The organism is Candidatus Binatia bacterium (assembly GCA_036504975.1).
Taxonomy (GTDB): domain Bacteria; phylum Desulfobacterota; class Binatia; order UBA9968; family UBA9968; genus JAJPJQ01.
The window spans coordinates 1-21,336 of the sequence record DASXUF010000094.1 but is presented as its reverse complement, the minus strand read 5'-3'; the positions used below and the strand labels follow the sequence as shown (position 1 = coordinate 21,336).

20 protein-coding genes are annotated in these 21,336 nt (G+C 61.0%); 6 read left to right on the top strand and 14 right to left on the bottom strand.

The genetic code is table 11. From position 1 onward, the window contains the following. The 3 genes from VGL70_12200 to VGL70_12190 all read right to left on the bottom strand — a co-directional run. Positions 1-1,320, bottom strand: a 1,320-nt coding sequence (locus VGL70_12200) for an ethylbenzene dehydrogenase-related protein (GenBank protein HEY3304287.1), incomplete at its 3' end; no start/stop codon positions are given. Between the two features lie 246 nt (positions 1,321-1,566). Continuing rightward, positions 1,567-2,184 carry a carboxypeptidase regulatory-like domain-containing protein gene (locus tag VGL70_12195; protein HEY3304286.1) on the bottom strand — a complete coding sequence of 206 codons (618 nt, stop codon included), beginning with the start codon at positions 2,182-2,184 and terminating at the stop codon, positions 1,567-1,569. Further along, complete coding sequence (locus VGL70_12190) at positions 2,181-2,831, bottom strand: carboxypeptidase regulatory-like domain-containing protein (GenBank protein ID HEY3304285.1); 651 nt, start codon at positions 2,829-2,831, stop codon at positions 2,181-2,183. Before VGL70_12190 ends, VGL70_12195 begins: the two co-directional genes overlap by 4 nt. Positions 2,832-3,139: 308 nt before the next feature. On the opposite strand from VGL70_12190, the gene VGL70_12185 reads away from it, so the two are divergent. After that, a complete protein-coding gene (locus VGL70_12185) occupies positions 3,140-3,610 on the top strand; it encodes a universal stress protein (GenBank protein ID HEY3304284.1) in 471 nt (156 codons plus the stop codon). 58 nt (positions 3,611-3,668) lie between these two features. On the opposite strand, the gene VGL70_12180 is transcribed toward VGL70_12185, so the two are convergent. Both VGL70_12180 and VGL70_12175 read right to left on the bottom strand, forming a co-directional pair. Next, on the bottom strand, positions 3,669-6,038 hold the full coding sequence (locus VGL70_12180) for a phosphoketolase family protein (protein HEY3304283.1): 2,370 nt from the start codon (positions 6,036-6,038) through the stop codon (positions 3,669-3,671). A 36-nt stretch (positions 6,039-6,074) separates the two neighbouring features. Further along, positions 6,075-7,283, bottom strand: a complete 1,209-nt coding sequence (locus VGL70_12175) for an acetate/propionate family kinase (protein HEY3304282.1) — start codon at positions 7,281-7,283, stop codon at positions 6,075-6,077. A 510-nt stretch (positions 7,284-7,793) separates the two neighbouring features. Here VGL70_12175 and VGL70_12170 point away from each other — a divergent pair. Then, positions 7,794-8,267, top strand: a complete 474-nt coding sequence (locus VGL70_12170) for a hypothetical protein (GenBank protein HEY3304281.1) — start codon at positions 7,794-7,796, stop codon at positions 8,265-8,267. A 36-nt stretch (positions 8,268-8,303) separates the two neighbouring features. Here VGL70_12170 and VGL70_12165 read toward each other — a convergent pair whose 3' ends face one another. Together VGL70_12165 and VGL70_12160 are read right to left on the bottom strand one after the other, a co-directional pair. Next, positions 8,304-8,528, bottom strand: a complete 225-nt coding sequence (locus VGL70_12165) for a hypothetical protein (protein ID HEY3304280.1) — start codon at positions 8,526-8,528, stop codon at positions 8,304-8,306. Positions 8,529-8,597: 69 nt separating this feature from the next. Continuing rightward, positions 8,598-9,089 (bottom strand): OsmC family protein, encoded by a 492-nt coding sequence (locus VGL70_12160; GenBank protein ID HEY3304279.1) that lies wholly within the window; start codon positions 9,087-9,089, stop codon positions 8,598-8,600. A 276-nt stretch (positions 9,090-9,365) separates the two neighbouring features. Between VGL70_12160 and VGL70_12155 the strand changes: the two genes are divergently transcribed. Together VGL70_12155 and VGL70_12150 are read left to right on the top strand one after the other, a co-directional pair. Then, positions 9,366-9,857: a universal stress protein gene (locus tag VGL70_12155; protein ID HEY3304278.1), complete on the top strand. Its 492-nt coding sequence runs from the start codon at positions 9,366-9,368 to the stop codon at positions 9,855-9,857. A 51-nt stretch (positions 9,858-9,908) separates the two neighbouring features. After that, entirely contained in the window at positions 9,909-10,319 is a 411-nt protein-coding gene (locus VGL70_12150) for a c-type cytochrome (protein ID HEY3304277.1), read from the top strand. A 50-nt stretch (positions 10,320-10,369) separates the two neighbouring features. Here VGL70_12150 and VGL70_12145 read toward each other — a convergent pair whose 3' ends face one another. From VGL70_12145 to VGL70_12115, 7 genes are all read right to left on the bottom strand, one after another. Beyond that, the gene (locus VGL70_12145; protein ID HEY3304276.1) at positions 10,370-11,488 is read right to left on the bottom strand and encodes a VIT1/CCC1 family protein; all 1,119 of its coding nucleotides are present in this window, start codon (positions 11,486-11,488) and stop codon (positions 10,370-10,372) included. A gap of 127 nt (positions 11,489-11,615) precedes the next feature. Next, positions 11,616-13,631 carry a 4Fe-4S binding protein gene (locus VGL70_12140; protein HEY3304275.1) on the bottom strand — a complete coding sequence of 672 codons (2,016 nt, stop codon included), beginning with the start codon at positions 13,629-13,631 and terminating at the stop codon, positions 11,616-11,618. Between the two features lie 17 nt (positions 13,632-13,648). Next, complete coding sequence (locus tag VGL70_12135; protein ID HEY3304274.1) at positions 13,649-14,104, bottom strand: CYCXC family (seleno)protein; 456 nt, start codon at positions 14,102-14,104, stop codon at positions 13,649-13,651. Between the two features lie 11 nt (positions 14,105-14,115). After that, entirely contained in the window at positions 14,116-14,925 is an 810-nt protein-coding gene (locus VGL70_12130) for a VIT1/CCC1 transporter family protein (GenBank protein HEY3304273.1), read from the bottom strand. Between the two features lie 11 nt (positions 14,926-14,936). Then, complete coding sequence (locus tag VGL70_12125; GenBank protein ID HEY3304272.1) at positions 14,937-16,562, bottom strand: thiamine pyrophosphate-dependent enzyme; 1,626 nt, start codon at positions 16,560-16,562, stop codon at positions 14,937-14,939. Further along, positions 16,559-18,595, bottom strand: a complete 2,037-nt coding sequence (locus tag VGL70_12120; protein HEY3304271.1) for a 2-oxoacid:acceptor oxidoreductase family protein — start codon at positions 18,593-18,595, stop codon at positions 16,559-16,561. The genes VGL70_12125 and VGL70_12120 overlap by 4 nt, the downstream gene beginning before the upstream one ends. 230 nt (positions 18,596-18,825) lie before the next feature. Next, positions 18,826-19,935 carry a TIGR04053 family radical SAM/SPASM domain-containing protein gene (locus tag VGL70_12115; protein ID HEY3304270.1) on the bottom strand — a complete coding sequence of 370 codons (1,110 nt, stop codon included), beginning with the start codon at positions 19,933-19,935 and terminating at the stop codon, positions 18,826-18,828. Between the two features lie 283 nt (positions 19,936-20,218). Here VGL70_12115 and VGL70_12110 point away from each other — a divergent pair, with 283 nt between their 5' ends. Together VGL70_12110 and VGL70_12105 are read left to right on the top strand one after the other, a co-directional pair. Next, entirely contained in the window at positions 20,219-20,485 is a 267-nt protein-coding gene (locus tag VGL70_12110) for a hypothetical protein (protein ID HEY3304269.1), read from the top strand. A gap of 22 nt (positions 20,486-20,507) precedes the next feature. Further along, the gene (locus VGL70_12105; protein ID HEY3304268.1) at positions 20,508-20,894 is read left to right on the top strand and encodes a hypothetical protein; all 387 of its coding nucleotides are present in this window, start codon (positions 20,508-20,510) and stop codon (positions 20,892-20,894) included. Positions 20,895-21,336: the final 442 nt, after the last annotated feature.

Genomic DNA, 21,336 nt, shown 5'->3' with positions numbered 1-21,336 from the left:
GTCCGCGTCGACTCCCAACCCCAACGTCACAGGCGGCAAGGTTACATGATGACGGCGGTTGGAGACCTTATCCTCGAAGACGGCAAAACCGATATCGTACACCTTCCCCGGCTCCAGCACGCGGTCGTCCGGGTTGCCGGTGTTGAGCTTGCGCTTGAGATCGACCGTCCATCGGCCGTTTCTCCAAACGCCGCTCGCCTGGATGTCGGCTGCGCTTCCCGCCGGCTCTTGCAGCACCGGCTGAGGCAGGATGTCTCCGGCCTTGAAGGAAGCCTTCGGGTCGAGGGCGACGGCGTTCCTGCCGATGACCAGAGGAAATTTATCGAGCATTGTTGTGAGATCCGCTTCCGGAATGGCGGCAAACCCCGTCTTGCTCGCGTCGTACATCCATGCCGGCTTGGCGGGAGTCGTAAAAGGATTTTTGCCGGCGTCGCTTAAACGGTACTCTAAAACGTAGTCGTCTCCCGCAAATCCCACCGGGTTGGAGCGGGCCGCGCGCCATTGCCAGAGATCGAGGAACTTGCCGGTTTTTTTCAATGTCTCCAACTCGGCCGCGCTTTTCACCTTGTCCCAAGCGCCCGCGTCATCCTGCGCCGTCCGGGTGAGGAGCAGGTATTTCCGTATGTCCCCTACTCGACGGCCCTTTTCACCCCAGAATGGATGGGCACTCAAGGCCGCTGCGGCCGGCTCTCTCGGCATGGCGCGCATGCTGTTATGACAGGTGATGAAACAGCCGGCCTGAGAGAAGGTGACCCTGGCGCCGTCGTAAGCGGGAACGGCGTTTGGCTCGCCGATCAGAATCGCCAGGCGATCCTCGTAGCTGGGTGGAATGCCTTTCTTCAACACATCGGGCTTCTCACCTCCCCAGCTAATCCACTTGCTGCCGTCGTAACGCCACAGCGTGTGGGTTACCCCTGGCTCTTTGGACTCCCACTCGAAGCGGAAGTAGATGTATTCGCCGTCGAACGCGGCCTTCACCGATAGATCGACCGTCGAACGTTTGCCCGCGATCGGGTCGGGTTCCAACTTCGCGTGCTTGACGAGCGACGCGCCGAGTTTTTCTGGTCCACCTAACGGTTTGTGACAAGTAGCGCAGTCCATACCTGCCTTCAGAGGCTCGGCCCCCGGATGCGCCGGACTCGTAAGGAACTCCCACGAACTCTGCCCGGGATAAAAAAGCGTGACCGGCTTCGCCGGAACTTTCTCCCAATCCCCCGTGAAAGCGACCTCCCGGGGCGCTTGGGAGAGAGTGAGCGCCGTACAGGTAGCGAGGGCCACACTACCTAAAAGAAGAGCAACGAGAATCATCCATCGTTTCATGGTAATCCCTCCTGAAAAAAAGAATGGCCGGACCTAACTCTCCGCATCTCTTCACACCCAGTCTCGGTTCGACCCCGGGCAATTGCTTGCGCGACGATTGTACCACGGCGTTGCGGTCCTTAGCCGGGATTGTGAAGCGACCGGAAAAAAGCCGAGCCTAGCGCAGAGTCAGGCCTCGATTGACATCTTGACAGCCGGGCGATCGACATGGTCTTTGAGCTTCCAGCCGGGGAAATCCGGCGCTAACTATTTCCCCTTCAGATCGACGTTTATCGCGAGCACCTCGCCTTCGCGAACCAGTTCTACCGGCACGACTTTCGCACCTAAGTCGGGATGCCAGACTTCAAGGCGATATTTTCCCAAAGGCACGGCATTAAGGCTGTAGTTTCCGCGCGCGTCGGCGCCGGTGAAATAGCGGTGGCCCTTCACCACGACGTACGCCTCCATGTGAGGATGGGCGCTGCAGAGAATCTTCACGACGCCGGACTTGTCGAAAGTCACGCTGCGGCTCTGTCCGGAAGGATAGAGACCGAGATCGAACTTCTTCGCCTCGGAGTTGGAGAAGACATTGTGGAATGTCTTATCGTTGTTGGGGAAATCGACCGTCGTGCCGACGATCACGGCCGTTACGCGCGGGATAAATTTGAGTTCTCGTTGATCGACCATGGCCCGCTTAGGCGCGTTCGCCGGCTTTCCGCCCTCTGCCGCCGCTCCTTCGATCGAGACAACGGCATCGGCGGTCGGTTTTCCCGCGATGGTGATCGTTCCCTTGACGACCCCGGTCTTGGCCGCTTCTCCCGAGAAAGCGGCCGTTGAGAACAACGCCGTCGCGAGCGCCGCGACGCACAGCGAATACCGGGTCATTTTTTTCCTCCCGAAGGATACGAGAGGCTGAAGTCCGCCTGCGAGGTTCCGGCGGCTTTCACCTCGACCTGCCTTTCCTGCTCGCCCAAAGTCTCGTGCCAAACTTTGAGCTTATAGACGCCGGGCGGCACGTCGCGGATGTCGTAGTCGCCGTACATATCGGTAACCGCGTGATACGGATGCTCGGTTACGACGACGTAAGCGCTCATCCACGGATGCGCTTCGCAGACGATCTTGACGACGCCGGGGTTGAGCAAAGGCTTGCGGCTTACCCGGCCGGGATAGAGTCCGATATTGAACTGCGGCTGGCCCGCCTTGAAGAGCGCGTGCGCCGTGTGGAGAATCGGATCATTGTTCTTGAATAAGAGAAACTGCCCCACGCTCGCCGCCACGACGTGCGGCAGGAAGCGGCACTTGACGTTGTCCATCTCGTGAACGACCTCGCGCTCGACAGGCTGGCCTTTGGTAATTCCTTCCAGCGTCACGACGGCGTAACGAATCCCCTGAGCCGGGCCGATCACGAGGGTTTCGTTCGGGACGTTCTGACAGACTTCCTTGAACTTGGTGATATCGAGCGGCGGAAGCTTGGGGGCTTTGGCGGAGAGCTTGACCTTGCCCTTGATCGTCCCGCCATTGGTGACGGCCATCTCCTCATAGGCAAAGATCGGGGACGGCGAGAATAGAAACAGTAACACCGGTACTCGAAGGGCTGCCGTTATTACTCGCATTGTCGCAATCACGCACCAGGTAACCGCAATAAGTATGCCCGGATTTTTACCTCGAATTCATCGCGCTGACAACGATTATTTTTCCCACGCCTGAGAATCGAGCTGAGAATAATCGCAAAACTGGGAAGAGTTCTGTCCAATGACCCTATTTATATCCGTACTTCCAGGCGCTTTGAATTGGCATAACGTATGCTCATCTACGGAGGTACGTGGGAAAGGAGACAGTTATGGATAAGATCAAAAAGATTCTCGCGCCGACCGATCTCTCCGAGCTTTCCGCAGCCGGCGTGCGTTACGCTCTCAATCTGGCCAGGACAATTGGAGCGGCGGTCACCGTGTATCATGCGATCGAGACGGAAGAGCTAATGCGCTACAGCCGGTCAAGCCTGCGGGGCGACCTGGTCGGGAAGTACGATACCGCGCTCCAGCGCTTTCTTGAGATTCATTGCTCGGATTTTCTTCCAGGGGTCGAGATCCATACCAATGCCGAGCTTGGGGCGGCCGACATCAACATCGTGGACGTGGCGAAGAAAGAAGGCGTGGACTTGATCGTCATCTCCACGCACGGAAGGACCGGGCTGTCGCACATTCTCGTGGGGAGCGTCACCGAGAGGGTGGTTCGCAATGCGCCATGCCCGGTGCTTTCGATCCGCCCGGAGAAAATCGGCAAAGAGGCAAGAACCGCCGCGGCGGCCTAAATCCCGGAGCTAGACCGAGGCGGTTCCGCGCGAGCGCGGGCGCATCGGCATTCCAACATCAGCGACCGCCGCCCCACTTCCAGTTGCGCACCTCCGGCAGGTCCTCGCCGTGTTCCACGATGTACTGCTTGTGCTCGATCAGCTTCTCTTGCATGGCTTGCTTGGCATAGGCGGCGTGAGAACCCAGCCCCGGCACCCGATCGATGACATCCGAAACGAGGTGGAAGCGGTCGAGGTCGTTCAGCACCGCCATATCGAACGGAGTCGTGGTCGTGCCCTCTTCTTTATAACCGCGGACATGAAGGTTGCCATGATTGGTCCGGCGATACGTTAGCCGGTGGATGAGCCAGGGATAGCCGTGAAAGGCGAAGATAATCGGCTTGTCCCGGGTGAAGAGGATATCGAACTCTTTGTCGCTGAGTCCGTGCGGGTGCTCGCTCTCGGGTTGGAGCTTCATGAGATCGACCACATTGATAACGCGGACCTTGAGCTCCGGAATCAAGGTTCTCAGCAAATCGACCGCCGCGAGCGTTTCCATCGTAGGCACATCGCCGGCCGAGGCCATCACCACGTCGGGCTCGCTTCCTTTGTCGTTGCTGGCCCATTCCCAGATGCCGGCGCCGGCGGCGCAGTGTTTAATCGCGGCGTCCATGTCGAGCCACTGCGGGGCCGGCTGCTTGCCGGCCACGATGACGTTCACATAATTGCGGCTGCGCAGGCAGTGATCGGTGACGGAGAGAAGCGTGTTCGCGTCCGGCGCTAGATAGACGCGGACGATCTCGGCTTTCTTGTTGGTAACGTGATCGATAAAGCCGGGATCCTGGTGGCTGAAGCCGTTGTGATCCTGCCGCCAGACGTGCGACGTCAGCAAATAGTTGAGCGAAGCGATCGGCCGCCGCCACGGGATCTCGCGCGTGGTCTTTAACCACTTGGCGTGCTGATTGAACATCGAATCGACGATGTGGATGAAAGCCTCGTAGCAACTGAAAAACCCGTGGCGGCCGGTCAGCAGATAACCTTCGAGCCAGCCCTGGCACATGTGCTCGCTCAGCACTTCCATCACCCGGCCGTCGTGCGACACGTGCTCGTCGGTCTTCAAGATCTCCTCGACCAGGCAGCGGTCGGTGACTTCGAACACCGCGTTCCAGCGGTTCGAGGCGGTCTCGTCCGGGCTGAAGACGCGGAAATTTTTTTCGTTGAGCTTGAGCACGTCGCGGACGAATTGCCCCTGCACGCGCGTGGCCTCGGCGTCGACCGCGCCCGGGCGCGGGACGGCGACCGCATAGTCGCGGAAATCGGGCAGGCGAAGATCGCGCAATAGAAGGCCGCCGTTGGCGTGCGGGTTGGCGCCCATGCGCCGGCCGTCCCGCGGCGCCAGCTCCGCCAGTTCGGGAAGCAGCTTGCCTGCTCTATCGAAGAGCCGCTCCGGCTTGTAGCTCTTCATCCACTTCTCGAGGATCCTGATGTGCCCGGGTTTGTCCATCTCGCCCATGGGCACCTGATGCGCGCGGAACGTATTCTCCACGGGTTTACCGTCGACTTTCTTCGGCCCGGTCCAGCCCTTCGGCGTGCTGAGGACGATCATGGGCCAACGGGGACGCTGCTTGAAGCCGTCGCGGCGAGCTTCGCGTTGGATTTTTTTAATTCCGGCAACCGCCTCATCCAACGTCGCCGCCATGAGCTGATGCATCTTAGGCGGATCGTCGCCTTCGACCCAATACGGCGCGTAGCCGTAACCGCAGAACAGGGAGTCGACTTCGTCGCGCGGCATGCGGCCGAAGACGGTCGGCCCGCCGATCTTGTAGCCGTTCAGGTGGAGAATCGGCAGCACCGCGCCGTCGCGAACGGGATTGAGGAATTTGTTCGAATGCCAGCTCGCGGCCAGCGGTCCCGTCTCGGCCTCGCCGTCGCCGACCACACAGGCAACCAGCAAATCCGGGTTGTCGAAAGCCGCGCCGAAAGCGTGGACCAACGCGTATCCGAGCTCGCCGCCTTCATGGATCGAGCCCGGCGTCTCCGGCGCGACGTGGCTCGGAACGCCGCCGGGAAATGAAAATTGCTTGAACAAACGCTTCATCCCCTCCTCGTCTTGAGAGATATCAGGGTAGATCTCGCTGTAAGTCCCTTCGAGGTAGGTGTTCGCCACCAACCCCGGGCCGCCGTGGCCGGGTCCCGTGATGTAGATCACGTTAAGATCGTGTTCCTTGATCACGCGATTGAGGTGAACGTAGATGAAGTTTAGGCCGGGGGTCGTGCCCCAGTGGCCGAGAAGACGCGGCTTGATGTGCTCGCGTTTGAGCGGCTTCTTGAGCAGCGGATTGTCGTATAGATAGATCTGGCCGACCGACAGATAGTTCACGGCGCGCCAATAGGCGTCGATCTTGCGCAGCAATTCAGGTCTGAGCGCTTTCTGCGTTTTCTTCCTCATCATAATAGATTCACGCTCTGGAAGCCTGCGGCCGGCTTACGGTTTTTGCTCCGCCGTTTCCGCCGCCATCACGTTCCGGACCGCTTTGGCGATCTGGATCTCCTCGTCGGTCCGGATGACGCGCACCACCACGCTGCCGCCCGCTTTCGAGATGACGGGCTCGTTTGACTGGTTGCGATCGCGATCCAGCTCGATGCCGATGAATTCGAGGCCCCGGCAGATCCGCGCGCGCACCTCCGGCGAGTTTTCGCCGATGCCGCCGGCGAAGACGAGCGTATCCAACCCGCCGAGCGCCGCGGCAAACGCGCCGAGCCATTTTTTCGCCTGATAGCAGAAGAGCGCGATCGCTTCGGCGGCGCGCGGATCATTTTTCTCCGCGGCCAGCAAGTCGCGCACGTCGGGACTGGTCTCCGATATGCCGAGAAGGCCGGAGCGGCTGTTGACCATTTCATGAAACTGCTCGACGGTCATCCGCTCCGTCCTTGCGAGATACGCGACCACGCCGGGATCCAGGTCGCCCGAGCGCGTGCTCATCGGCAATCCCGCCGCCGGCGTGAAGCCCATCGTCGTGTCGATGCTCCGGCCGCCGCTCACCGCCGCGAGGCTGGCGCCGTTTCCCAGGTGAGCGAGAATCACCCGTCCGTTGGCGGCCTCGCTGCCGCCGACGCGCTGAAGCTCCTCCATGAGAAACTCGTAAGAGAGTCCGTGAAAACCGTAACGGCGGAGTCCTTCAGCTTCGTAACGGCGGGGGATTGGAAGCAGGCGCGCGACGCGCGGCATGCGGCGGTGGAAAGCGGTATCGAAGCAGACAACCTGCGGCAGCTCGGGAAATTTTTGGCCGAAAGCCTCGATCAGGCCGAGCTCCGCCGGAAGATGCTCGGGGTCGTAAGGACTGAGCCGGCTGAGCTCGGCCAGAACCTCCGGAGTGACGCGCACCGGCTCGCCGTAGCGCATGCCGCCGTGGACGACGCGATGACCGACGGCGAGAAGCTCGGCGAAACTTACCTTGTGTTGCAGTAGACTTACCAGTGGATCGACACAGGCGGCGTGATCGCGAGCGCTGACGTCGTGGCGCTCGCTGCGCCCGCTGGCAATGTCATCCAGCGTCAACTTGCCGTCCGCTAGACCGATGCGCTCGATCTTGCCGGAGAGCGTGCGTTCGAGGACTTTGCCGCTGCGAAACAGCGCGAACTTGACACTGGACGATCCCCCGTTGACCGTGAGGATGAAGGATTTCGAACTCACGAGCGCCCGTTCCTTATTATCGGTTGGCTGGAAAGCGAACCTAACGCAAAAATATTAACACCAGGCTTTTGATCAGCAAGAGGGAATTGATCGTGCCACCGCCTGACCACTTCTCAGTAGGTATGATCCGCCTTTGAATTTAGGTCTTCACCCTATGTTCATAACGTCTCATTCGGGACATAGTGGACGCTGACCTCCATGGAGGAATCCGAGATTGAGGCGCCGGCAAACTAACCGTATGGCTACAAGAGATCGTAAGCACACAGTGGTTTGGACCAGGTGCGCAAAATGCGGCGACACCTGGGTCACCAAGGCCGTCTTGCGTCCGGGAAAATGTCCGGTCTGCGGCGGGAAACCGAAGTCCCAGAAGGAGGTGCTGTAGGCTAGCCTACCCACGAAAACGAATCCCACCCGACGCGCCGCCGGCTAAATGCCAAGCGCTCAGGAGCGGACCGTCGCAGAGACGCTTCAATGGTGCTACGTTAATTAGGTGAACGAAAGGGGGATCCGATGCGTAAGAAAATAATCGATTCAATCTCTGAAGGCAACTTACCTTCCGGTCAAAGCTGGTTGGACCTTGAGGGCCTGATACAAGTCGAGATCACCTCCGAAAATTCAGCGCACCCGGTCGAATCGGCGCTGGTGCCGGGCGGAGGTCCCGGCTGGCGCGCGGCGCAACCCGGTGAGCAGACGATCCGCGTCGTTTTTGACCATCCGCACAGCCTGCGGCGTATCTTTCTTAGGTTCGACGAAAAGGAGCAGGCGCGCACGCAGGAGTTCGCGCTTCGCTGGCTGCCGGAAGGGCAGAAGCATTCCAGAGAAATCGTGCGTCAGCAGTACACCTTCAGCCCGCCCGACACGATCGAAGAGGTCGAGGACTACCGTGTAGAACTTAACGGAGTAACGGCCCTCGAAGTAAAGATTGTTCCGGACATAAGTAGAGGCGCTGCGTATGCGTCGTTGACGCAGATGCGTCTCGCATGATTTTGATTTGGCGGCCTCTGCCTAAATGCCGCGCACTTAGGCTTCTTCCAATCGCTCGCGCAGAAACTCAAGCATCTTGATGTGCTTTTCGGAGTCGTGGATCATGGACTCGAAGAGCACGACAAAAAGCTCCCGATAGTAGCCCTTGCTCGATCTGATGAGCTCCCTATATTTCTTGATCCCCTCCCTTTCGACGCGAATGAAATCCCCGGTGAGCTGAGTTAGTCCCGGAGCCGGTCCGGCGAGGCAACCAAGAGACATCCGGGGAACACTCCCAACATGAGCGCTACTTTGGGTTTGATTACGGCGCCCATCGTCTCCCTCTCTTCCCTACGCCGCCGAAGCGGTGGCCGGAGAGACCGCCGGACAGGGAGTGGCCGGGAGTTGCCGGTGATAGACCTGCGGCAGCACGAAAACCCGGCTCTTGATCGAAGCCGCAATGAAGCAGTTCCGTTCCGCCTTCACTAACAGAGTCTCAACTCGCCCAACATCTTCGATACGCGAGACGACGGCTGTCGGCGTGAGAATGATCTCCGTGATTTGGAGCCGCCCTTCGACGTTGCCTAGTTTGCCTTCGGCTTTGACGCTGAAACTCTCCAATACAAGCTTTGCGTGCTCGGCCAAGGCGACAGACGTCAGCATGAAACAAGAGGCCACAGACCCGACATAGAGATGCTCCGGAGTCCAGGTATTTTTGCGTCCCTGAAACTCAGGCGGCGCCGCCACCTCCAGAGTTGGCAAACCGATAGATTTCAATTCGCCGTGCCGGCCTTCGGTCCACTGAACCTCCGTAGTGAACGTTAACTCGTGCTCGTTTCTCATCGCACGTCTCCTTCGAACCCTAGAAAGGCGCACATCCCATGCCAGAGCTTGCCGGCAAAAAAAGCTCGGCTTTCTCGGCGCCGAGGGGATCGGATATGGATTGATTTCTCACAAGTGAGAAAATCTGCGGCATGGAATCCCAAAGCCGACAAAATGATCGGCCGCCGATCTAGATAAATCACAACGACGGCACGCAGTTTCTTCAGGATGAGACGGGGCATAAGTCTTGCTCCAAGCAGATAGTATCGACAATCCATGCAGGGAAAGGAGCGCGCAATGAACAAAGTGAAAAAGATTCTCGCGCCCACCGACCTCTCCGAGCTTTCGCAAGCCGGCGTGCGTTACGCTCTGGAAGAGGCGTCGTCTTCGGGCAGCGAGGTGATCGCTTACAACGTCGTCGGGTACCAAGAAGCGGTTCCCTATTACGAGCCGGAAGTTGCCCCGCTCCCTTACCAAGTTCCCACGGCCGAGGAGGCAGTGGAAGAGCACCGCAAGCATCTGGCCAAATTCCTCCAGGAAAATTTCGCCGATCTCATCGCCAAGACAACGGTGCGCCAGGAAGTCGCGATCGGGACTCCGTTCCGCAACATCGTAGAGAAAGCGGCGGCAGAAAAAGTGGACATGATCATCATGTCCACCCACGGCAGAACCGGATTTCTCCACACGCTCATAGGGAGCGTGGCCGAAAAGGTCGTACGGCTGGCGGCATGTCCGGTTCTGACGGTCCGGCCGAAGAGAGAGGCGCTTCCGCATCAGGCCGCGGCGTGATATGTACGCCGGATAAGAATATTTCGAGACTCAGCTTCGATCAGAGCGAAAATGAATCGGCGAATTATTATCTTCCCGGCGATCTTCCTGCTCTCTGTGACGGCACTTCTTTCGACTCGATCCTGGGCCGGAGAAGCCGACACGGGTCGAGACCTCTACCTAAAGTATTGCAGCTCTTGTCACGGCCAGGACGGCAAGGGAAACGGTTCCGTAACTCCGGTGCTCAAGGTTAAGGTTCCCGACCTGACTCTGCTTAAGAAAAACAACAAAGGCGTCTTTCCTTATAACCGGGTCATGTCCTCCATCGACGGCACGAGGAAAGTCAGGGGTCATGGAGATCCCGGGATGCCGGTCTGGGGAGAGGTTTTCAAAGAGGGGCTTAAGGAAGGGAAGTACCCGGAGCTCACCACCCTGCTAAAAGAAAAAGTGATCACCGAACATATCCAAACCCTGCAACGCTGAGCTGTCTACGCTGGAAGAGCGCTGGCCCGTCCGCCCGAGGCTTTCTCGATCTATGCTACGGAGACCCCGAGCAACCAGCCGACGCCGTAAGTGATCGTCGAGGCCAAGAGTCCGATGCCGAGCATGCGAAAGCCGCTGAGGAGCGGCCCGCGAGCGGTGAAAACGGAGAGCAGCGCGCCGATGCCGAAGAGCGCCAGACAACTTAACACCGCGCTCGCGGCCAGCGCATTCTTTCCCGACGTCATCAAATAGGGCAGCACGGGAACGATCGCTCCCGTAACGAACGCGAAGAAAGAGCTGGCGGCGGCGCCCCAGGGCGAGCCGAGCTCCGACGGGTCCAACCCCAACTCCTCGCGCACGAGGGTGTCGAGAGCCGTGGCCGGATTGGCGATAATTCTCCTCGCCAGGCCGGATGCTTCGCTTTCCGGAATCCCCTTCGCCTGGTAGATGAGAGAAAGTTCTTCCTCCTCTTCCTTCGGCGACAACTCCAGCTCCTGTTTTTCCAGCGCGATCTGCTGTTCGAGCAGCTCTTTCTGCGCGGCCATGGAGACGTATTCCCCCGCCCCCATGGAAAAAGCGCCGGCCAGGAGACCCGCAATGCCGGCGAGCAGAATATAATCGGAGCCGGCCACGGCGCCGGCAAAGCCCATGACCAGACTGAAGTTGGAGACCAAACCGTCGTTGACGCCAAAGACCGCGGCCCGCAGGCTGCCGCTCCGTCCCACGCGATGCCAGCGCTCGCGTCCCATGATCGGTTGCGCTCCCGGACCGAGTTGCAGCGTCCTCAACGTCTCGCGGTGCGACTCTTCTTCCTCCGGCAAACCCGATGCTTCCGGCTGGCTCGAATATCGATTCGCATCGCTGCTCTCTATGTTGCTGACTATCGGCAGGACTCGCTGCGTGCCGAAGAGGCGCGCGAGGAGGCCCAGGATGCGGACCCGGGCCGTGGGAGTGTAATCGGGCGCTGCTTCGCCGGCGGAACGAAGGAGTCCGGCCCATCGATTGGCGTGGCGCTCCTCGGCGCGCGCCAACTGGCCGAAGACCGCCGCCCGTTTCTCATCCTTCTCCGCCGCCGCCAAGGCGCTATAGAGGGCGATGCCGTCCATCTCGGCCAGATAGTTCGCCCGGTAGCGCCGCAGATCTTCTTCCCCGAATTTCCTCTGAGCCATGTTCCTCCCGGCAGTTGCTGCTGGTGTCTTTATAACCAATTATTGTGTCATATTTTCGGCGGCGAAGGCAGGAGGCTTGCGCCGATTTACAATTCCGGCGTCTCTCCTCCCGAGCTGCGAATTTTCCTCACATCCCGTGGCGCATCGCCATCGGCTGGTTGAGCAGGATCAAATTTATCAGAGTGAAGAGAAGAGCAATGGCGGCGAACGGGATCAGCGCCTTGCCGGCGGCGGCCCGCTCTTTTCGCCATTTAAGCGACAACCGCTCGTAGGCCGCGAGAGAGAAGGCGAAACCGGCGAGAATCAGCAGCGTCTGCAGCCAGTGGATCGCTTCCGGCGAAGCGATCGGCGCGGCCTGCCAACTCGGCGCGCCGAAATCGAGCGGCGTGAAGCGATTGAGAGTCCGCTGCAAGACGGGAACGATTCCCGCGCCCTCGGCGAGCAGGTGCGACGAGTTGTGCGCCAGGTGCATGGCGAGGCCGATCGGGATGAACATGCCGGCCATGGCGATGAATGTTCGTTTCACGCTTCCCTCGCCGCCGCCGGCCATTTTTCCCGCCGCCCACGCGGCGGCGAGCACGATAGCGGGAACGAATAAAAGCGAGAATAGAAAAAAGATCGCCGACTCGGTGAGCGCGAGGTAAGTCACCGGACGCATGAGCGTGCGGAGTTCCAGAGGCATCAGCCGCGCGAGCACCGCGATCCAATCGCTCCATCCGCCGAGCATCTGCGCGCTCACCACGCTGGTGATGCCGACGAGCGCGGCGGCGAGATACGCCTCGTCGAGCTTCCGCGTGCCGGCGCTCCACAGCTCTTTTCCGAACGGCCGCGTGCCGAGCGACAGATTTCCCGGCGGGCAGCTCTTCACGCACTCGAAACAAAAGTTGCAGTAAATGTTCCGGTCCATCGTCATGGGAAACTCGAACATCGGGCAGCCGGACCCCTGGTCGTTGCCGCGATAGCAATCCTGGCGGCATTCCGTTTGGCATCGGCTCGGTTTTTTCGTGCGCAGCGCGACCGGCGAGAGCATCGAGTAAAGACCTTGCAGTCCGGTGATCGGGCAAAGATAACGGCAAAAACTGCGCCGCTGATAAAACAGTCCGGTGACGATCGAGAGCGCCGCGAGCAACACGATCAGCGACGCGGTCATCAGCGGCGAGCGGATGATGCCCAACTGCTCGTCGAACCAGGTGAGGAAAACGAAAAGAAACGTCGCGAGCCAGAGATTGCGCAGCGCCTTGGGAAACATCCGCCGCGGATTCGCCCACTTCGCGCTCCATTCGTTGAGCGCTCCGAACGGGCACATGACGCACCAGAAGCGGCCGACGAGAATGAAGGTGAAGATGATCCCCGGCCACCAGACGATCCAGGTGAGCCGCGTCGCCAGATTTTTCGCGCCGTCCTGGATGTCGGCGAAGCCGAGAAAAGCCAGCAGCGCCGTCAGGATCAGGACGGGAATTTGAAAAAACGGCTGGAAGCCCTTCCAGCGCACGAAGCGATCGAGCCAGCGGAGTTGGAGCAGATCGACCGGCGCTTCAGGGCCGGTCGAGGGACGCGAACGAATCACGGCGCGGCCCACGCCGACGAGAGCGAGCGCCAGCGCCGCGAGGCCGGCCAAGATGAGAACGGGCGGCAGCGATTCGGCGGGCTCCACGTTCACATGGAAGTCGACGACGATCGGCGGGCGGAATTTTTTTCCATCGAGTTTTTCCAGGGCAACGCGCACCATGACGCGGCCTTGCCGTTCCAGCGCGCGCTCCAGCGTGTAGCTCCCGGCGTAGGTTACCTCCGAAACCGGCAGGAGCGGCGGCGGGGCCGGGGCGTGAGCCGCGCGGCCGTGAGAGCCGTGATCGTCAACCGCGCCGTTCGAATCGGATGGCTCGACCGGAGCGGCGCCGATCGAAACCTGGCCGCCGGTCACCGGTTCCCTCGTATCGGCGCGCAGCACCTTGGCGACGATTCGGCTTGGCTTTCCCGCCTGAAGCGGCTGCGGCGACGTGAGCAGCTCCACCTGAAACCCGTTCACGGTGACCGGGCTCGTGCCCGCGGGCGGCGCCGCGTCGCCGTGCTCGCCGTGGGCGAAAGCAGTCGTTGCGCTTGAGAGGCACAACGCCAGCGCCAGAGCGCTAACGACGCTCTTCACTTCTCACTCCTCACTCCTCACTTTCCATACTTCCGGTCGATGTAAGAGCGAATCTGCTCCACGCTGTATCCGCCCTTCGCCATTTGAGACGCGTCCAGCGCCTCTCCTTGACAGATGGTAATTCAGCCCGCGCCGTGATCGTCGGTAAAGCACGAGAGCAGGCTCTTGTGGCCGAGACTCCGGTCGCAGCCGCAGTAGCAGTAGAGCTGGTCGAGAACGTCGGGAATGTCATTGGCGATTTGGTACGCCCGCGCCGTCTGGCCGACGAAGCGCGCGGGAGAAAGCGGCGGCTTCTTCTCGCGCCGGAGGTATCGGCTCGCAGCGGTTCGTTTTCCTTTCAGGAAATCGTCCGCATCGCTCGTCGCCGCGCGGGCCCAGGCGATCCATCCGAGAAGCAGGACGCCGATGAGGGCGGCCATGCAGACGTTTTCTCTCCAGGTGACCGGCTTTTCTCCCTTCCATTCACGGGCCATAGCGACTCCTTTCACTCTAAGAGCGCGCGCAGAAAATAACCCACGCTGAAAGCGCACGCGGCGGCGACGCCGCCCAGGCTGAGAATCTCGATCCCGCTCCGCCACCATCGGCGGCGGGTGATGAAGCAGCGCGCCGCGCCGACGCCGAACAAAGCGACGGCCGTGAGCGCGATCGAGACCGAGAACGCGGACGGCAGGAAGCGCGGCTGGAAGAACGCGGCGGCGTAGGACAACAGCGGCAGAAAACCGGCAACGGCAAAAGCGGCGAACGTAATCGCGCCGCTCGCCAGCGGCGCCGTCTTTTCTTCTCGAATGCCAAGCTCCTCGCGCATCATCTCGTCGAGCCAGCGCTGTTTGTCCGAGGTGATCGTGCCGACGATCCGCTCGAGCGTCTCCCCTTCGAAGCCCTTGCGTCGATAGTGGCGGCGAACCTCTTCCCGTTCGGCGTCGGGAATCTGCTCGATCTCCCAAATCTCCCGCGCGCGCTCCTCGCGCCAGAAATCCTGCCGTGAGCGCGCGCCGAGATAGTTGCCGACCGCCATCGATAAGCCATCGGCGAAGAGGTTGGCAAAGCCCATGATGAGGACGACGCCCGAAGAGAGAGAGGCGCCCGCGGCGCCCGCGACGACGGCGAAAGTCGTTACGATGCCGTCGGTCGCCCCAAGGACGGCGTCGGCCAAATGCTCGCCGTGCCGTCCGGTTTCGTAAAGGGCCGTTTCGAGACGATCGTGGGTATGGGCGGCTTCGGCGGCCTCGACGTCGCGGCGGCGATAGGCAAAGCGCGCCAGAGAAAAACGATTTGAAAAAACACCGGCGCTCATAAAAGGTCGCGTCACCGGAGTCCCGCCAGCTCTTGCAACCGGCGCCAGTTGGCGAGCCGGTCGGCCTCGGCGCGCAAGACCATCTCAGACGGCTTTCCCGCCGCGTCGAATTGCTTGGCGAAGCGCCCTTCGGTGCGGGCGAAGTCGATGAAGGTAAACGGCTTGTCGCCGTTGGACGGCGTCCACCAGTCTTCTTTCTGCGCCGGGTTGCCGACCAGGCTCAGGCGCTCGCGGATTTTATCGCCCCTCCGCGGATCGTGGATGAAGAGCGGAAACGCGCGCGACTCCACCGCCAGCTTGGCATGGCTCGCGGAGAGATGGTCGGCGACGCCGTGCTCCGGCTGGCAGGTCGTGTAGACGTTGACCACGGCCGGGCCGGGATATTCGTTGGCCTCCATAATAGCCTTGTAAAAATGGTTGATGTGCGACGGCGTCGTCTGCGCCACGTAAACTTCAGGATGCATCATGCAAATCTCGGCGAACTCTTTGCGATGCTCGCGCTTGCCGTGAAGCGATTTTCCAAACGCCGCCATCTTCGCCTCCTGGCCCAGGAACGAAGCCGTGGAAGCCTGGCCTCCGGTGTTGGAATAAACCTGCGTGTCGAGCACGAGCACTTTCACGTCCATGCCGCTGGCCAACAGACGGCTGAGACTCTGGAAGCCGATGTCGTACATCGCGCCGTCGCCGCCGATGACCCAGAGTTTTTTGTCAGGCCATCCGATCTGGTCCCAGCGCGCGCGGACTCCCATGGCGACCGCGGGCGCGTTCTCGAACAGCGAGTTCGTCCACGGCACGAGATAGGGATTGAACGGATAGGTCGCGCCGCAAACCGAATTGCAGCCGGTGGAGGCCACGATCGCGATCTTTTCCCGGCCGTGGACAAATCCGGTCGCCGCCAGCATCATGCGGATCGCGGTGCCCTCGCCGCAGCCCATGCACGAGCCCGCGCCGCCGACGTAGAGCAGCGCCGCGGCTTCGTCGAGCATGAAATCGGCGAGCGCGCGCTCGTTCAAGTATTCTCTCGGCGTCGGGCCGATGCGGCGGAAAAAGTTAAAGGCCTTCTGATAACGCGGCAAGGTCCCGGCGGCTTTCTTGACCATCTTGAGCGCGTGAAAGTCGAGCGCGTCGCACACCGCGACGCACTCGCCGCAGCCTTTGCATTTGGTCGGATCGATGAAGACGCCGAACGCCGCGCGCTCGTGCCCCTGCTTCGCCGGCAGCTCGTGATACTTGCGCGTCACCGCCCAGTGCGATCCGGCCCAAAACCGCTCGCTTGCGTCTTCGATCTCGGAGAGCGCCCGCTCGACGCGGCTCTCCGGGATCGCCTTGGCGAGAATGGCGGTGTCCGGACATTCCGTCACGCAGGCCATGCAGCCCACGCAACGGTCGGAGTCGAACTCCGGAATCTCCGGCGCGATCGCGCTGAAGTCGCGGAGCGCGCCGGTGCCGGGAGGAACCAGGCTGCGTGCGACGCCCGCGTCGGCGGGCAGCGCCGCCGAGCCTTTTCCCTCTTGATAAGCGCGGACGATGCGCCGGGTGAAATCCTCAGCGTAAGCGTCGAGATCCGGTTTGTCGTCCGGCTCGGTTGTATCGGCCGCATGGCCGCGCGGCCACGCCCGCGCTGTAACGTTGCTCATGAGACACCCATCTCCGCGGCCGGCGTCGCGTCTTCTTCGGCAGCCGCCTCGATCAAAGCCCGCGGCAGCTCGAAGACCTCCTGCCTGCCGCGCTTGATCGCTTTAAGATTGTCTTGAATCACCTGCTCCCCCTGCTTGGCGAAAAACTTCCGCATCGCCTGCTCGACCGCGCGGTAAATCTCTACGTCGGTTAATTCTGATAGAAACGGCGCCACGCGGAGAAAGACTCCCAGCAAGACGATGCCTTGCATGCGCTGCGCCAGATCCGGCTTGCTGGCGACCTCCTGGGCGATCTTCACGGCGTCGAGCGCCAGCACGCGAATGCCTTTTTCGCGGATCGTCCGTTGCGCGTTTTTAGGAATGGCCGCCCACACCTCCGCCGGGTCCCGGCTCGCGTGCTGCAAGAAAATGGTTCCGCCGCTCGCGAGCCCGTCGACCGGATTGCCGATGTGAAACGCCTCGACATTGTTAAGCGGCACGAAGTCGGCATGCTTCAGCTCCGAGTGAATCCGAATCGTCTGATCGGCGACGGTCAAAAAGTAGGTCGTCGGCAGTCCTTTTTTCTCCGAGCCGTAGAGCGGATAGGCCTGGACCTTGAGACCGGAGAGACTCCCGACCACCGCGGCGATGATCCGGTTGGTGGTCACCGAACCGTAGCCGCCGATCGAATGGCCGCGCATCGAGAAAGCGCCGTGCGGCCGGGCATCCAGCTCGCGCAGCTCGCTCTCGGCCGCGAGCGCGAGCTCGTGCTTGATGCCGAGGACGAAGAAGCGGCGCTCGTGCTGGCGCCGCATGTGCTCCACGACGGCCGCGAGGTCGGCGGGGCCGATGTCGCGGCTGCCGAGTCCCGCCGAGCCGGAGTAAATCACCGGCGCGCGGTTGATCTTCGGATAGCCGGGCGCGCCCGTGAGCGCGTCGGCGAACGCCGCCTTGATCTCGGCGGCGAGCGGATTCGATTGCGCCGCGGGATTGTCGAGTCGCTCGATGACGGCGATCGCCTTGAGATGCTTCAGCGCCTCCACGATCTCGGGCCCGGGAAACGGCCGAAACGAAGTCACGTGCAGCGCGCCGGCTTTCGCGCCGTCATGAGCGCGCAAATAATCGGCCGTGGCCGCAGCCGTCTCCACCATGCTTCCCATGCCGACGACGGCGTATTCCGCGTCGTCTAGGCGGTGCGCGTCGATCAAGCCGTAGCGCCGGCCGGTCAACTCCGCGAAGCGGCCCATCGTCCGCTCGACGATGCCCGGCAGACGGTCGTAGAAAACACGCTGGGCGATCTTGCCCTTCATGTAGCTGTCCTGATTCTGCACGACGCCGCTCATGATCGGATGATCGGGGTCGATCAAATTGCGCAGGCGATGTTCCGCGTCGGGATCGCCGACGAACTGCTTCATCAATTCAAGCTCGGGGAGACAAATGCTCTCGATCGTGTGCGTGGTTAAAAATCCGTCCTGCACGTTGAAGAACGGCGTTGCCGATTCTTCGGCGGCGCGGCGCGCGATCAAGGCCAGGTCGGCCGCTTCCTGCGGATTGCGTCCGAAAAGCATCCCCCAGCCGCAGTCGGCGACGCCCATGACGTCGTCGTGGCCGGCATGAATGTTGAGCGCCTGGGAAGTGAGCGCGCGCGCGCCGATGTGAAAAACGACGGGGAGACGCTTGCCGGAGATGACGTAGAGGACTTCCTTCATCAGGATGAGTCCCTGGCCGGAGGTGAAAGTGGCGACGCGTCCGCCGGCGAGCGCGAAGCCTTCGCAACTGCTGGCGGCGCTGTGCTCCGATTCGAGCTCGAGAAACGCCAGCGGCGTGCCCCAAAGATTTTTTTGTCCGTTGGCGACCGCCGCTTGATAGGCGCCGCCCATCATCGTCGACGGCGTGATCGGGTAGGCGCAAGCGCCCTGGCCGATATGGGTTTCGACCCAAACGACAGCCTCCGATCCGTCGGCAGTGCTCGGAATTCCTGGAAATGGATAAACTTCGGGCGCGGCATCCGCCGGCTCCGTCACCAGCTTTAGAACCTTGAGGTTTGTCTTCATGGCTTCGTGGTAACAGCCTCCACAAAAGCACCTTCTATGCCAGTGATGAGAGCAGCTCTTTTCGAAATTTGTGTTTAGATTCAGGTAACTCGCTGGTAAGCCGGGGCGCCAAAGGTCCTACAAATAAGAAAAGAATGGAGAGATAGTCCAAGATTTAGGAAAAGACTCAGAGAGGAGGTGAAATCGCCGGTCGAAGGTCCGCGCCCTCCGCGGGAAAGATGGCTCGGCGTTTAATTTACGCCAGGCTCATAGGCGCATAGCGGATCGGCCTGGAGCGGGTCGCCGTGGCGGGCGTAGGCGCGCGCCCGCGAGCCGCCGCAGATTTCTCTGAACTCGCAACGCCCGCACTTGCCTTTGAAAAGCCGCGTCAGACGGAGCGACCGGAACAGATTTGAGTTGCGATAGAGATCGACGACGTCGGCGTTGCGCACGTTGCCCGCCGACAAAGGCAGAAAGCCGGAGGGATAGACCGAGCCGGTGTGCGAGATGAACAGGATGCCGTTGCCGTCGCGGACGCCGAAGCCGCGTCCGACCGGCATCTTCTCGATCGCGGAGAGCGGGACGCCCCGCGCGCGCAGCCGCGTCAGCGCGACGCGGCGAAAATGCGGCGCCTCGGTCGTCGCGACCGGAAACGGGGAATCTTTGGCGATGTCGCAGAGCCAGTGATGCAGCGACTCGCACTCGTCGGGTGTCGGTTCGTTCAGCGTCCGCCCACGGCCGACGCCGATCAGGGTAAAAAGCTTCCAGCGCATGAGCGGCAGCGATTTGAGCAGGTCATAGACGGCGGCAAGGTCCGGCAACGTCTCGGCGGTGACGAGCGTGTTGACCTGCAGGCGGAGACCGGCGCCGAGCGCGTCCCGAGCGAGGTCGAGAGTGCGCGCGAAGCAGCCGGAGATGCCGCGGATGCAGTCGTGCCGCTCGGGCGTCGAGCCGTCGAGGCTCAGGCTGATGCTTTCCACGCCGGTATCCTTGAAGCGCTGAAAAACTTCTCGCGTGAGCAGACGCGTGCTGCTGGGCGCGACCGAGACGGTCAACCCGAGCCTGGCCCCGTAATCGATCAGCGAATACAGATCGGGGCGCTTGAGCGGATCGCCGCCGGTGAGAACGAGGTGGCCGCCGCGCTCGCCGAAGGAGCGAATTCTCTCCAGCAAAGCCTCGGCCTCGGCGGTATCGAGCTCGCGCGGGTCGCGGCCGGCGATCGCTGCCGCCCGGCAATGGCGGCAGGCGAGATCGCAAGCTCGGGTGAGCTCCCAGTAAACGAGCAGCGGCGCGCGCGCGTAAACGAATCGGCCTTGCGGGCGTTCGCTGCGGGATAGTCGTTCGGCCTCAAGCGGCATCATATCGACACGGGACTCCTTTACGTCCGTACTTTGCGTCAAGAACAAATCGAGCAAGAGATATGCCACGGGGTCTAAGATGGGAAAATGCAACGATGAGAAGTTTAGGACGACAAATCGGCCGATCCGCCTTCCCAATTCCAATAAAATTTCGCGATTTGTTTGCAGAACTAAGAATTGAAAGATGCCGCGTGCGCGGTCTAACGGCTAGAACAAATGCCGATTTCTGGCCTCGCTTTTGCTCGTAAAATTATCAAGTGGAAAAATTCTCAAAGGAGGCCCTGCCATGACCGCTCCGCTGATCGCCATCGCCGCGATGCTCGCGTTCGGAACCTTGTTCGTTCTGCTCCCCGTGGCCTTGGATAGCTACCGACGTTTCCGCCGAAGACGAGTCGTGACCTGTCCCGAGACGAAGGCGATCGCGGAGATCGTCGTCGACGCGCGCCGCGCGGCCTGCTCTTCGCTCGTCGGCCGCCCGCGGCTCAGAGTTAAAGACTGCACGCGCTGGCCGCGGCGGGAGGATTGCGCGCAGGATTGCCTCGCGCGGCTGTGACCGGGACAGGAGGCGCGAAAAGATGAAAGCAAGCGCGGAACCGATTAAAAAACATGCCGGCGAAAAGGGTCCGAGCCCCGATAAGCAGCGCGAGGTTTGCGCCGCCCGTCTCGACCAACACGTGGAGACGGAAAGCGGCATCATGGAAGAATACCGCTCTCTGGCGGGACCCATCGAGAGCGGCCCGATACGGTTTCTGATCGATTTTATTCTCCACGACGAAGAGCGCCATCACGGCCTGCTCCGGATGATGGCAAAGTACTTGCGGATCAAAAACAGACGCAAGCAGGATATGCCGTGGGTCATCGACCGTCTCGAGCTCGTCCGGCACATGCGCAAGCTCCAGGACCACGAGCGGGGAAACGGTCGCGGCGTGCCGCGAGCTGAAGGATCAACTGCCGTCCGATGAGAGCGAGTTTTTCGGCGCCCTTCTCGACGCCGTCATTCTCGACAGTGAAAAGCACGAGCGGCTGCTCCTCGGAGTGGAGCGAATCGCCAAGTCCAATGATTGTTGATGAGACCGGACTTCCGGCCGTTTCGTTGACGGCGCATAGGGCTGGTATTTCCCACTTCCAATAAAATCCTCCCTCTCTTTTTGCAGAACCAAGAATCGAATCTCGCCACGACAGGAATTTTCGCAGTTGTCCTGAGTTGTCGATGCTTGGCCTCCGTCTTGCTCAAGAGAAGGGAAGAAACATCCAAAGAGAATTCCACAGAGTAATTCATGTACCACTGGGTACAGCACAGCGGATGAAAATGATAGTGTTGTGCTGCCGAAGACCAATGACCGGAGGTCGATCTGCGTCTATCGTTTTGAGCCTGCACAGAGTACGACCCGAGTATTCCGAGGA